The organism is Calothrix sp. PCC 6303 (genome assembly GCF_000317435.1).
Taxonomy (GTDB): domain Bacteria; phylum Cyanobacteriota; class Cyanobacteriia; order Cyanobacteriales; family Nostocaceae; genus PCC-6303.
This window is the reverse complement of record NC_019751.1, coordinates 1,693,388-1,707,027: the sequence shown is the minus strand read 5'-3', so window position 1 is coordinate 1,707,027 and position 13,640 is coordinate 1,693,388. Positions and strand designations below refer to the sequence as shown.

At 40.1% G+C, this 13,640-nt stretch carries 13 protein-coding genes; 5 read left to right on the top strand and 8 right to left on the bottom strand.

Annotated features, from left to right (window positions below; genetic code table 11):
* Nucleotides 1–144 precede the first annotated feature (144 nt).
* Together CAL6303_RS07005 and CAL6303_RS07000 are read left to right on the top strand one after the other, a co-directional pair.
* On the top strand, nucleotides 145–552 hold the full coding sequence (locus CAL6303_RS07005) for a hypothetical protein (protein WP_041740323.1): 408 nt from the start codon (nucleotides 145–147) through the stop codon (nucleotides 550–552).
* 4 nt (nucleotides 553–556) lie between these two features.
* Complete coding sequence (locus CAL6303_RS07000; protein ID WP_015197149.1) at nucleotides 557–1,822, top strand: glutamate-5-semialdehyde dehydrogenase; 1,266 nt, start codon at nucleotides 557–559, stop codon at nucleotides 1,820–1,822.
* A 15-nt stretch (nucleotides 1,823–1,837) separates the two neighbouring features.
* Here CAL6303_RS07000 and CAL6303_RS06995 read toward each other — a convergent pair whose 3' ends face one another.
* From CAL6303_RS06995 to CAL6303_RS06970, 6 genes are all read right to left on the bottom strand, one after another.
* Entirely contained in the window at nucleotides 1,838–2,128 is a 291-nt protein-coding gene (locus CAL6303_RS06995; protein ID WP_015197148.1) for a hypothetical protein, read from the bottom strand.
* A gap of 26 nt (nucleotides 2,129–2,154) precedes the next feature.
* A complete protein-coding gene (locus tag CAL6303_RS06990; protein ID WP_015197147.1) occupies nucleotides 2,155–2,775 on the bottom strand; it encodes a hypothetical protein in 621 nt (206 codons plus the stop codon).
* 644 nt (nucleotides 2,776–3,419) lie between these two features.
* Entirely contained in the window at nucleotides 3,420–4,502 is a 1,083-nt protein-coding gene (locus CAL6303_RS06985; RefSeq protein ID WP_015197146.1) for a fatty acid desaturase, read from the bottom strand.
* 433 nt (nucleotides 4,503–4,935) lie between these two features.
* On the bottom strand, nucleotides 4,936–6,054 hold the full coding sequence (locus CAL6303_RS06980; RefSeq protein WP_015197145.1) for a fatty acid desaturase family protein: 1,119 nt from the start codon (nucleotides 6,052–6,054) through the stop codon (nucleotides 4,936–4,938).
* A gap of 229 nt (nucleotides 6,055–6,283) precedes the next feature.
* Entirely contained in the window at nucleotides 6,284–7,363 is a 1,080-nt protein-coding gene (locus tag CAL6303_RS06975) for a fatty acid desaturase (RefSeq protein ID WP_015197144.1), read from the bottom strand.
* 174 nt (nucleotides 7,364–7,537) lie between these two features.
* Nucleotides 7,538–8,368 (bottom strand): acyl-CoA desaturase, encoded by an 831-nt coding sequence (locus tag CAL6303_RS06970; RefSeq protein WP_015197143.1) that lies wholly within the window; start codon nucleotides 8,366–8,368, stop codon nucleotides 7,538–7,540.
* A gap of 116 nt (nucleotides 8,369–8,484) precedes the next feature.
* On the opposite strand from CAL6303_RS06970, the gene CAL6303_RS06965 reads away from it, so the two are divergent.
* Nucleotides 8,485–9,711, top strand: coding sequence for an aminotransferase class I/II-fold pyridoxal phosphate-dependent enzyme (locus CAL6303_RS06965; RefSeq protein WP_015197142.1), 1,227 nt, complete (start codon nucleotides 8,485–8,487; stop codon nucleotides 9,709–9,711).
* 130 nt (nucleotides 9,712–9,841) lie between these two features.
* Here CAL6303_RS06965 and CAL6303_RS06960 read toward each other — a convergent pair whose 3' ends face one another.
* The gene (locus CAL6303_RS06960) at nucleotides 9,842–10,090 is read right to left on the bottom strand and encodes a Ycf34 family protein (RefSeq protein ID WP_015197141.1); all 249 of its coding nucleotides are present in this window, start codon (nucleotides 10,088–10,090) and stop codon (nucleotides 9,842–9,844) included.
* A 186-nt stretch (nucleotides 10,091–10,276) separates the two neighbouring features.
* Nucleotides 10,277–10,804, bottom strand: a complete 528-nt coding sequence (locus tag CAL6303_RS06955) for a DUF6155 family protein (protein WP_015197140.1) — start codon at nucleotides 10,802–10,804, stop codon at nucleotides 10,277–10,279.
* 149 nt (nucleotides 10,805–10,953) lie between these two features.
* Here CAL6303_RS06955 and CAL6303_RS06950 point away from each other — a divergent pair, with 149 nt between their 5' ends.
* Together CAL6303_RS06950 and CAL6303_RS06945 are read left to right on the top strand one after the other, a co-directional pair.
* Entirely contained in the window at nucleotides 10,954–12,213 is a 1,260-nt protein-coding gene (locus CAL6303_RS06950) for a CCA tRNA nucleotidyltransferase (protein WP_015197139.1), read from the top strand.
* Nucleotides 12,214–12,233: 20 nt separating this feature from the next.
* The gene (locus tag CAL6303_RS06945; RefSeq protein ID WP_015197138.1) at nucleotides 12,234–13,505 is read left to right on the top strand and encodes a bifunctional folylpolyglutamate synthase/dihydrofolate synthase; all 1,272 of its coding nucleotides are present in this window, start codon (nucleotides 12,234–12,236) and stop codon (nucleotides 13,503–13,505) included.
* Nucleotides 13,506–13,640 lie beyond the last annotated feature (135 nt).

Sequence of the window (13,640 nt, the reverse complement as noted above, 5' to 3'; positions counted from 1 at the left end):
GAATAAGTAAAAATATGTCTTAAGAACAGAGCCAAAACGAATTCACTGATAGTATAACTAATAGGTCATGGCAAAGCAGTCAGTCCATAGCTTGTAGTCAGGGAAATTTGGATGGCAGCTTTTGATAAACACATTAATTGGCTTGTGCAATCTCAAAAACCCGAAAAAATCGACTTTAACAATCAGTATCCCTGTCCTTGTCGTCGTCAAGGGCAGCTAGTCCCGATTACTTTAACTGAAGCATTCGGTTGCGATCGCTGTCAACAAATTTTTGTTGTCCCAGAAAACACCAACGTCCTAGAACAGCTTTCAACCACCTATCCCTATAAACGGGCTTGGCGCTGGACAGGCACGACTTGGGTTGTGATCCAACCACGTTTAGCAGAAAATTACTTACCAGTAGCGCTGGGGGTGATTTTCGTGTTAGTCATAGTATGGCTACCACTAGCTTTGCGTTTAGCAGGCGGTCGTAATATTATTGCTTGGGCTGTAGTGGCTGTGCTGTTAGCAATTTTACCAGCACTGATGGTCTGGCTAACCTACAGACGTTAACTCGATGAGTGTTGATGCATTTGATGATACTTCGGAATTGATTGCTATCCCTAGACGAGCTTATGAAGCATCGTTAAGATTGGCAACGACAAAAGGTGTAGATCGTTCTCGCACAGTTTTAGCGATCGCTAAAGCCATAGAAAGCGATTTTGATTTGATTTTGGAGGCAAATACCCTAGATTTGGAAGCCAGCCGCGAAATGGCAATTCCAGATCTAATTTTGGATTGGTTAAAGCTAACTCCTGAACGCTTAGAAATGACTGTAAAAATTTTACAGCGTTTAGGTGAGTTGTCTGATCCTCTACGACGGGTGAGAAATGCCGATTATCAATTGGAAGATTCCCAAACCTATTCCCAATTAATGCCTTTGGGTGTAATTGCTTTTATTTATGAAGCTTTTCCTGAATTAGGTGCAATTGCGGCGGGTTTATGTATTAAAAGTGGCAATAGTATCATCCTCAAAGGAGGTACCGAAGCGAGCCATTCCAATCTTGCCATATTCAACGCGTTACAGAATGCGATCGCAGAAACTGGTTTCCCCCCAGGATGCGTCGAATTAATTACCGCTGAACATGGTGCATCGATTCGTGATTTGGTGACGCAAGACCAATATATAAACTTAGTTATTCCCTATGGACGTTCCAGTTTGACTCAGCAGGTGGTAAGGCAATCGACCCCACCCGTATTAAGGTCGGCAATGGGGAATTGCTATTTGTATTGGTCGCTCAATAGTAGTCTGGAAACAGTACGCTGGATTATTACAGATAGTCACCAAAGCGAACCAGATCCAGTTAATGCCATTGAAAAAGTATTGATCCATCGTCAATCTTTACCCAACTCCCTGCTGACCCTGTGTAATAGTTTGAAGGAAAAAGGCTTCACAATTAAAGGAGACAATGAACTAGTAGAAGCTTTTCCCCAATTGCAGTTAGCCAAAGATAACGAATGGGGAATCCCCTACTTAAATCGGACAATTGCCTTCAAATTAGTGGATAGTTTGGAAGATGCGATCGCTTGGATTAACCAATACAGTAGCGGTCATGCTGATTGCATTGTCACAGAATCATACCAAGAAAGTAGGCAATTTGCCCTAGGTGTCAACAGTGCCTCAACATATATTAATGCTTCTCCCCGCTTTTATCGCATTCCTTCACGGGGTGATGCGGTATTTTTAGGTATGTCAAACCAAAAAGGGCATCGACGCGGTTTAATTAGTTTAGAAGCCCTCACAACAGTCAAACATATTGTTCAGGGAAACGGGCGATTTTAATTCCAATCACCCTAACTATGGATGGGCAATAATCGCAAAAATCGTAATTATTCCTTGACCAGGACCATAATACCAAAAAATTCTCCAAGCACCAGGAGTATGATTTTCCACATAAGCTGTAAATATCTCCTTATTATCAATAGTACGAAGAGATTTATACTTATGAGTTTGCAGGCTGGGATGACGTAGATTATCTTCCATCAATCCTAATATTTTTCGCACTTTTTGGTACTTATCAGGATCTTGACACTTAAGACAAACTAACGTCTGTTCTGCTTCAAGTTGAAATTCCAGCCGGAACTGCACTAATTTCCCATCTCCAACACTGCAAATTAAGAAAAATCACCCAAATAGCTTCCTTTACTAGCTTGTGCTTGTTGCAGTCCACGTTCTAGCGAAGCCCAAACTGCTGAGTTTTGCCATACCCACAGTTCTTCCTCAGGAATCTCCTCTGTAATTTCTACCATGAAACTGGTCTGCCGTCGCAATTGGAACAGAATTTTTCCAATTTCGGTAGATTCTGCATATACTTGTTTGACAAAACCCACCGAATCTTCAGCATTAAAAACCTCAGCAGCAAACTGAGTCAACTTCTCCTCATCAATTTGTGTAGAGTCCAAAACATCGGTAGCTGAAAACCACAAGCGTTCACCTTTATCTTCTAAAGTGTAGCGAGCAGAATGATATTCTTGCTCTAAAGGTGAATATTGTTTGACAACAAAGGCAAGTTTGGTGATATTCTCTAGGAAAGTTTTACCAATTTCATTAATCTGGTTTTGTAAATCAGATGGTAGTGGTTTTTCCAAACGCATCAAGGCAGCTAGGAAAGCTTTGAGAATTACAGTGTCGCTTGAATTCATTGATGTCAGTTTATTATCTTGATTATGTTGTAAATATTGCCCAATTTGACGGTCGATGATTTTATTTTTACTTAGATTGGCGGTTATCATCATACTCACTTTGTGAAGCTATGACTCTACTAACTCAGTAATTCTTAATTCTTTGGATGTTTACTCCAAGTTAAATAAAAAGTCTTTCACAAAGTCACGCTATCTAATATGGATCAGATGAAAATTTAGCGTCACTTGCTAGTGATTTGTATAAACCTCGTCTATCTTGATGAATGTAGTTTTCCATAAAAATTTTAAAATTACTGCCTGACTACTCTTCGTTGCTTGCTTCTGCAAAAGGGTGAAACCGTCCCGCATCTAAACAATGACGCATTTGCATCCCTAAAGAAAAACTCCCAACTTTATCATGGAAGATGTTAAAACAGACAGCTATCGTGTTTTATGCAATCACTGTAGCCATCAGAACCAGATCGAATGATATTTTTTCTTAAGTAAAGTGAATTATAAGTTGCAAATTTCATTGACCATATTAATCTATCCATCAGTAGCCGATATGATAAAAATCGGTTCTTCGTCTTAACGTACAATTTTACCCAGAAAACTAATCTCTCCGAAAAATACCTCAAGCTACTGACTCAACTACCATAGTGAATGAGTAAACAAAATATTTTCATCAAAAAGGGAGGCTACACCTCCCATAATTATTATGTCACTTTCGGGACTATATAAACAATCAAAGCGAACGGTTATTTAATTTCTTTCACTTTAGCATCATATGTATAGGAGACAACTTTGCCTTCATCAGGGACATAATGACATTCTATCGCTGAACGCCAAAGGGATTTCCAAATTGGTTCATCAGACTTCCGGAAGTATTCACCCATCACAGGTTTAATTGCTGCGGTTGCTTTGAGTAAGTTGTAGTGAGGAATATTTAGGAAAATATGGTGGGCAACGTGAGTACCGATATCATGATGAATATGGTTAATCAAACCATAATCCCGGTCAATTGTGGAAATTGCACCTTTAAGAAAAGTCCATTCATCCCCACGATACCAAGGGATACCAGGTTCAGTGTGATGTAGAAATGTTACTAAGTCTAACCAAACAACAAATACCAAATATGGACCCAAATAGTATTTAACAAACCACATCAAACCCCATTCATAGGTTCCAAAAGCCAAGAAAGCTGCCATTGCCCACCAGCAAACTGCACTGGTAATAACATCCCACTTTTCTGATGGCTTAAATAGGGGACTATTGGGATTAAAATGAGACCCTTCTTTTCCTGGAGAACGTTTGAACAAGTATACAGGATAAGCTAACAAGAATAGATAGTGACGACCTATTTTTTGTTCTAAGGGCATCTTTCTATATTCTGATTCACTTACAGGATACCAACTTTCATCGTTCTCCAAACTGGCTGTATTTTTGTGGTGTGTGCGGTGGCTAATCCGCCAACCGTGATAAGGTACAAGAATTGGACTGTGGGATAAATGTCCAACCAAATCATTTAGCCATTTATATTTGGAAAACGATTGGTGTCCGCAATCATGTCCAACTACAAATAAAGCCCAAAACATTGTTCCTTGCATTACCCAAAATATTGGGAAGAATAACCAAGAATCAAAGTGATGGGCAACTGCATATAGTGATGCAATAATTGCAATGTCACGAAAGAAGTAAAATAGTGATTTCACAACACTTGGTTGAAAACATTCTGGGGGGATTGCTGCTTTCAAATCTCCTAAGCTGAAGGGTAGTGTTGTAACTTCATCAGGTGATGCAGTGTTTTGATGGTTGTTGAAACTAATTGTATTCGAGTTCACTTTATTCAGATGTTTTTTAGAATCAATGTATTTTGGCAGTCCAAAATAATAATGAAAGGGAAATCAATATCGACAATGGTAGCTGGCAAATAATTCAAATAAACGACTCATTTTTTTTGCATTTACTTGCATACTAACGATTTTCATATTACCAGAAAAATCAATACATTAAGGCAGAAGATGAAAAAGAGGATTACACAAGCTTTTTAGCATCATGAAATCCTAGATTTATTTCTGCTATCTTGTACTAGTCCAATAAGTATGATTTTCACGACATTACCTATTAGCATAAAATTAGATAATAGGTGTAGGTTTACTTTCAGAAAATTATCATGGGAGATTAATTTACCTTTAGTCTTTGTAACATTAGGCAGGTAAAATTACAAATCAATGGTTTAGATTCATTTTACCTGAGACTAAAATTACCTATTACCTAAACACTGAAAACTTCCTGTTTTTGATTCAAAGTTATCTCAGGAGTTGAACCCAAGACTTTCAAAAGATGGTAGTTCTCATACAGGGCTTCCCCTATGGTTGGATAAAAATTATATTTGATTCCAAACTCTGTACAAACTTCATCTACAATTGGAGCAATTTTAGGATAGTGAATATGGCAGATGTGGGGAAATAAATGGTGAATTACTTGATAATTCAAGCCGCCTAAATACCAGTTGAGAAAGGCATTTTTTGGTGCAAAATCGACTGTTGTTTTAACTTGAGAGATTGCCCATTCATCATCTACAGACTTTGAGATTGGATCTATTTCTATATATTCTGCTGGTTCCATAACGTGAGCCATCATGAAAACATTACAAATTAAAAAGCCATAGGTCATATTTGTAATTGTAAATCCAATGAAGGCTGTAATTGGTGAATAACCAACTGCAATAGGAATACCTAGGAAAATACCTAGCCAAGCTAATTTTCCTGCTAACAGGACTAAGATGTCTTTAGTTTTGACTGGTACGATATGTTCATGATATCTCCGCTTAAACAGGATTATATGAACATCAGCAATAGACCAGTAAAAGGGAATAATTAGATATACAACAGGCATGAACAAATGTTGAAATTTGTGATACCACTTATGTTCCATATATGGACTCATACGAACTAATCCATCTCCATGGATTTCCACATCATGGTCTAAAATATTTGTATAGGTGTGGTGAAGATAGTTATGACGAAATCTCCACAAATAACTAGATAAACCAATAACATCATAAATTAAACCGATGGCACGATTTACTGATGTGCGATTGGAGTAACCTCCATGGTTAGCATCATGTCCAACACTAAAACCAATTCCTGCGATTCCTGCACCGAGTGAGATACAGCCGATAATTTTCATCCATAATATTGATGGACCAAAAACAGTAAAAGTCCAGCTAGAAATTACCCATCCAAGAATAACTGCTGTTTTTAAATACATTGCCGGATTATCACGTTTGGCAAGGTTATTCTCTTGGAAATATGCGTCAACTCGCTGGTTGAGTCGCTTTTTGAAACCAATACTTTTACCAAAGGTGACTTTTGTTGGGGTTTGTGTCATGAAGCTAAATAATTTGGTAAGTTGTTCATAAGAATTTGGAATCCATTACCATTCAGGTGGAAATGAAAACACTAGAAATCTTTCCTGGGTTACAGTTACATAGAAGATTAACTAAAATAACTGTTGCAACGTTGTGAAATCCCAAGCTACAGTAATTGAGAAGCTATTTATAATTTTGAAAGTATTGTTGGGTTAAGCTATCCTAACCCAAATAACAAAACTGCGATCGCTACTGCTTGCTAGCTTCGTATTCTTTAAAGGTCAGATAACCGCTATCTTCTTTGTATAACTGACATTCATCTGTTAGCTGCTTCATTAAAGACCACGAGAAGTTTGATTCATCATGCAGGTATTGCGACCAATTTTCTTTAATGCTGCTGTAGGCTAATCGCAGATTGTAGGAAGGGATTGCTGTAGATATGTGGTGGGGAACATGAACATTGATATCATGGCAAAGAAATTCTACCCAACCTGGATAATTACAGTGAATGGTACCAGACAATTGCGCGATCGCTTCATCCCATTTATTAGCTTTTTTAAAGGGAACGTCTGGTGCTGTGTGGTGAACATAAGTAAATGTACTCATCCAAAAATGGTACACTAACCAGGGTAACAACCAGAATTTCACAAATCCCCAAATCCCAGTTGTGATAATTAAAGTCGGGAAAACAATCGCGGCAAAAATTGCCACTACTGTAATTGACTGTTTGATTTTTGGACGATCTTTTTCTAAAAAATTATTCGGATCAAAATGGATTAATGCCCAATGACCTACTGAACCAACCCACCAAATTTTATTGGTCAGAAAGGTTTTCAAAACCACTTGCCATGTTTTACTACTATTTTCAAACATTTCTGGGCGAATTGGGTGCCAAGCGTTATCATAGTCAAGTTTATTTGTATGCTTATGGTGATAATTGTGACCAACTCGCCAAGCATGAAATGGGTAAATTAACGGTGCAAACACTGCGTGACCCACCAAATCATTGACCCACTGACGCTTGGAAAATGAGCGATGTCCGCAATCATGTCCCACCACAAAAAAACCTGTTAAAGCCGTACCTGTGAAGATCCAGGCAAGAGGTAAAAGATACCAGGGTGAAAAAACTAAGCTCAGATATCCCAATGCCACCATTAAGATATTAACCGCGAGTATTGTCCAGGCTTTGGTGCTATTTCTCTCAAAACACTCCTTTGGCAGTGATTTGATAATATGCTTGAGTTTCAAACCTGAGTCGTTCAAGGTTGTGGAGTAACGACTAGCATCGTCTCCACCTAATTTACTGCTCTTTACTATTGATGTCGTCATGAATATATGAAAAAAACACTCCCCGTAACCAAGTCACCAAAATTTAATAAAACATTTGGTGAGTTTCTGTAAAGTTTCGTAACAAACATTAACGTATCCGCATTATATCAACATTGAGATACCATTCCACATTTAAACTGATATTTACTCAAATAGTGAAATGGCAAATAACATTTATACGGTTATGCTTTTTTTGTCTGGCAGCTTGACATTTGTTGCTAAACCTACTAGTTGCAACAGTTGAATTGTCATCCATGTCAGATCAATTTCCCACCATTTCATGCCATGACGCGCTGAATATTGGAAAGCATGGTGATTATTGTGCCAACCTTCACCGTAAGTTAGTAAAGCTACCCACCAACAATTGGTGGAATGATCCTTAGAATCGTAAGTTTTGTAACCAAATTTATGAGTAGCGCTGTTGACAAACCAGGTACAATGCCAAACGAAAACTAAACGAACAAAAATACCCCAAACGACGCATGACCAGCCACCAAATAGGAGTAAAGCTGCACCTAAAGCAACTTGCAGCAAAACCATATTTTTTTGCAAAAACTTGTAATATGGGTCGTCGTAAATATCTTTGGTATAACGAGGGACTTCAGCAAAAGCTGGTGATTGGTGCAGCATCCAACCAAAGTGACTCCACCAAAAACCACGGTTAGAATCATGTGGGTCTTGTTCTTGGTCAGAGTGTAGGTGGTGGATACGATGTAAACCAACCCAATCAATTGGTCCACCTTGGCAGGCTAAGGTACCACAAGTAGCGAGAAAATATTCTAGCCATTTGGGAGTTTGAAAACTCCGATGGGTAATGAGACGGTGAAATCCGAGGGTAATCCCTAGACCACCAGTAATCCAATAAAGCAGTAGGGCAGCACCTACGGCTTTCCAGCTAAAAAATGCGGGAAATAGGGCAAGTAATGCTCCAAGATGTAATGGTCCGAAGAACCCGATATGAAACCAATTTCTAGTTGGTTTTGCGGGTGTTGTCGCAGTTGTCATGCAATAACCTGAATGAGATTTATTTTGTCGAAATCATTTAGCCTCTAACGAATCCACTGCCAAACATGGGATGCTGACCTAATGAATTCGCATTTTTTTTGTAAACGAGGGAATAGATGGATAGCTTGAAGCAACTGCAAGATGCAGAACAAGCACTGTTACAGATTTTTTCTGGAATTGACGCTCAGGTCAAGCAAAATCTTCAAAGAGTTTTAAATGCCTTTCGTCATTATCGCGTTGGCGCGCACCATTTTGCAGGGGTGAGCGGATACGGACATGATGATTTAGGACGCGAAACCTTGGATCAAGTTTTTGCTGAGGCAATGGGGGCGGAATCCGCAGCTGTACGCGTACAATTTGTTTCTGGGACTCATGCGATCGCTTGTGCTTTGTATGGTATCCTCCGTCCTGGTGATGAGATGTTAGCAGTTGTTGGGGCACCCTATGACACCCTGGAAGAAGTTATCGGTCTAAGGGGTGAAGGACAAGGCTCCCTTATAGAGTTTGGCATAAGTTACAGACAATTGGAGTTGACTGAGGAAGGAAATATTGACTGGGAAAATCTCAGCCATGCGGTTAGGAAAAATACCAAACTGGTATTAATCCAACGTTCTTGTGGGTATTCCTGGCGTTCAAGTTTGTCGGTGGCAGAAATTGAAGAAATTATTAATTTAGTCAAGAAGCAAAATCCCAATACTGTTTGTTTTGTTGATAATTGCTACGGCGAATTTATTGAAACCCGTGAACCTACGCATGTAGGGGCGGATATTATGGCGGGTTCGTTGATTAAGAATCCTGGGGGAACGATTGTGACGGCTGGGGGCTATGTGGCAGGGCGAAAAGATTTGGTGGAGATGGCTTGCTGTCGGTTGACGGCTCCGGGAATTGGGAGTGAAGGGGGGGCGACGTTCGACCAGTTAAGGTTGCTATTTCAGGGTTTATTCCTGGCTCCGCAAATGGTGGGGGAGGCGATGAAGGGAACACACTTGACTGGTTATGTTTTTGACAAGCTGGGATATCCGGTGAATCCGCCACCTTTGGTACCACGTCGAGATGTGATTCAAGCGATTAAGTTGGGTTCGGCTGAGAAATTAATTGCTTTTTGTAAGGCGATTCAACAGAGTTCTCCCATTGGTTCCTATTTAGACCCGGTTCCTGATCAAATGCCGGGGTATGAGAGTCAAGTGGTGATGGCTGGGGGAACGTTTATTGAGGGGAGTACTTTGGAGTTTTCGGCTGATGGTCCTCTGCGGGAGCCTTATGTGGTTTACTGTCAGGGGGGGACGCATTGGACTCATGTGGCGATTGCGTTGGAGAATGCGATAGCTTCGCTGACTTGTTAGTTCGCGCTTTTGGGGGAGGCTGAGAAAAAGACAGAATAAAAGAGTTTTAACGCAGAGTGGAAGAGAGGGAGTTTACTAATAGTCTATCAATTCTTTTCCCCCTGCTCCCTGCTCCCTGCCCCCTTGCCTCTTAAGTGGGGACTAGTTCTCCTGGACGCAGTTTTGCCCATTTTCCAGTTTCTTGTTTGAAGCTGAGGCAACCCACTACATCCCATTCCATTTCGATGGTGTCTTGGTTAGTACGGATGTTGACGTTGATGGAGGGTTCGTTGGGTTCAAAGTCTGGTGTTTCGCTGAGATGGGGTTGTTGATGCTGTGTTTCGACTGCGTTGTAGGTGACGCAGCGGTCTACATAGTGGCAGTTGATACAAACGCACATAGAATCATCTCCATGAACCTTTATTATTAATCTAGCTTAATTTTGGGGTTTGTTAAACGCTCTTTGGGTTGATTTTTATGAATTTTTTGGGCAGAGGATTCAGGCAACGGAAATGATTACTAATTTCATAACTCACCTTAGCTTTGCTAATCACTCATCGATTCAAATATTTATCTTATCCAATTATCAAAAATTTTCTTCGTAGATTTCGCATAAAGTATCATGAAATCCGCATCCCATGTCTGATGTGTCTAACATGATTTTTCGACAACGTTCCCGAAATTCATCTTCTAATCCAGCTTTGATAATAATTATTACAGCCTTTTCGTACATTCCTTCCATGCTCATATAAAAAGACTCATTTATCTCTCCATAGGCATCAGTAAATTTCACTCCCTGTTCTACATAAAACAGCATTGCATCAATCAAATTACTATCTGCTTTACAAAGTTTTTTGTATTCGGCGATAGCTTTCTTGGCTGCTGCAAGTCTGATTTTACCCAAGCCTCTAGATGGAAAAAACTCATGCTCAATACTCTTTTTACACTTAGCAATAAGCTCTTTTTCATTTTCAGGATAAACTTTGATTTGATAATAATCTTTTACTGGTTGAATTTTGCTAAAAAGTTCAGTAATATCTTCGATTAATTCTATAGGAGAGCGATTTTTTAAATATTGTTTGAGACTATGAATGTTGAGTTTCTGCTGTGTCATATAAATGTATCTTGACTATCAAAACTTTTCCGATATTTTCTGTCCACTTGATTACACTCTAGAATACCTTAGCGAAGGTACGCGATCGCATACTCTACCAAAAGTAGATCACAAACGCTATATTTTGACTTGTATCTCCTATCAACCCCATGAATCTCACTGCTTTATCTCCCGAAAATTATCCTTTTGATTTAGATTTACTCCCCGAATCTGCTTATTTGGTTGGGGGTGCGGTGCGGGATGGAATTTTAGGGAGGAAACGGGAATATTTAGATCTTGATTTTGTTATGCCGGGGGATGCTGTGGGGGTAGCACGGAAAATTGCCCAGCATTACCAGGCAGGTTTTGTGTTGCTGGATGGGGAAAGGAATATTGCACGGGTGGTTTTTGCAGAGGGGACTGTTGATATTGCTCAACAAGAAGGTGATGATTTAGAAACGGATCTACACAGAAGGGATTTTACGGTGAATGCGATCGCTTATAATCCTCGTACCCAAAAAATCGTTGATCCTCTCCACGGTTATGCTGATATTCAAGCTGGGATTTTACGGATGGTATCAGCAGCAAACCTCCAAGATGATCCTTTACGGTTACTGCGGGGGTATCGTCAAGCTGCACAGTTAGATTTTAAAATTGATAGTGGTACTCAAAAAACTATTCGGGAATTAGCACCGCTGTTGGGGAATGTTGCTCCTGAAAGGGTGAGAACTGAGTTAAGCTATCTATTGGCAAATTCTGCGGGTACGAAGTGGATTGTTCAAGCTGCTGAAGATGGTTTGTTAAAATGCTTCTTTCAAAGTATCACCGTTGAGAAATGCTTACAGCGAAGCGGTTCTCTTCGAGATCGCTTACTCAAAGTAGACTTGATGATGACTCAAGTTACCACCACTTGGCAACAGTTGGAGGTGGAATTAGGGAAATATATCCGCGATACAATTAAAACTACTTGGTTAGGTATCGCTAAGTTGGCATGTTTGGTAAATCAACAACCAGAAGTCGCAGAAATTGAGTTGTCACAGTTAACTTACAGTCGTGCCGAAATCAAAGCTGTCACCACAACTTTACGCTTGTCTCGGCAACTAGAAAATTTACCAATGAGTTTACGACAACAGTATTTTTTCTTTCAGGAAGCTGAGGCGATTTTTTTAGCGATCGCAATCTACTCTTTAGCCAGTAATGCCAGCATAGATCAGATTGAACCCTTAATCGCCCGCTACCTTAACCCTGATGATCTGGTTGCCCATCCCACTCCACTATTGAATGGGAAGGAAATTATACTAGCATTAAATATTGCTCCATCACCATTAATTGGCGAATTACTTACGGAGATAGCTGTTGCACAGGTTGAAGGCAGAATTTCGACACCAGATGCAGCTATTGAACTGGCACGAGAGATAATTAATAATTGACTGTTAACTGATAACTGATTGTGGATATTGACACTCTTCTCCAACCTTTCGCCCGATTTGGTATCCGTCTAGAATTAGAACGGATGCAAAAACTACTATCTCACCTCAATAATCCTCAAAATCAAGTACCTTTCATCCATGTTGGAGGTACCAATGGGAAAGGTTCTGTTTGCGCTTATTTATCGGCAATCCTCACAGAAGCAGGTTATCGCGTTGGAAGGTATATTTCGCCACACTTGGTTAATTGGAACGAGCGCATTTGCATCAACGAACAGGAGATATCTTCAGAAAAACTAGGGGAATTAATTACCCAAATCCAAGCTGCAATACCTCCAGGAACAGAATCACCGACTCAATTTGAAGTCATTACCGCAGCCGCTTGGTTGTATTTTGCCCAATCTCAGGTTGATATTGCTGTGATGGAAGTGGGTTTGGGAGGGAGATTTGATGCCACCAATGTTGCCGATCCCTTAATATCAGTAATTACATCAATTAGCCGCGAACATTGGCAACTATTGGGAGATACCATTACTGAGATAGCTGGAGAAAAAGCGGGAATAATTAAAGCAGGTCGTCCGGTAGTTGTGGGACAATTACCACTAGAGGCTGAACAAGTTATGCGATCGCGTGCTGAAAAACTTGGCTCTCCTTTGTACTTCCCATCACCCTCCCGTCAACTAGCTGATGGATATGCAGAATACTTGGGAGAAAACCATTCCTTCCAGTATCCCTTACCATTAGCGGGACAAATTCAACTGGCAAATTCAGCTTTAGCAATTGCCACTTTGCAGTTACTTCAGCAGCAGGGATGGGACAAAATCACCATCACAACCATTGTTGATGGTATTGCCAAAACCAAATGGTTGGGAAGAATTCAGTGGACAACTTGGAAAAATAAAAAATTACTGATTGACGGGACACATAACCCAGGTGGAGCGAAAGTTTTCCGCGATTACGTAGATACACTGAATCAAGAAAGTATCACTTGGGTCATGGGAATGATGGCGAAAAAAGACCATGCTGACATCTTCCAAATCCTCCTCAAACCAGGTGACAGAGTACTTCTAGTTCCTGTACCCCATAGCGACAGCACGGAACCCAGTTACCTCGCGCAACTTGCTAAAGAAACCACTCCACAACTCCAACTTTCCCAAGCAGAAGAAGATTTAGAGTCGGCTTTAGATCATGCTTTTTCTGTCTCCGACAACTTAGTAATACTTTGTGGTTCACTGTATTTAATTGGAGACTTCTTAAGTAAAATTAGTATCGAAAAATATAGTACTCATATTTGATTTATGAAACACACGTAGGGGAGTCAGGACTGTTGGTGGGTTCCCCGACATAAGGTGACTGGCGTTGTGTGATCACGAAGTGTAGCGCACCGTCTTCTGGATTTTGGTGCGCTAGGCTAAAGCCATAACACACCC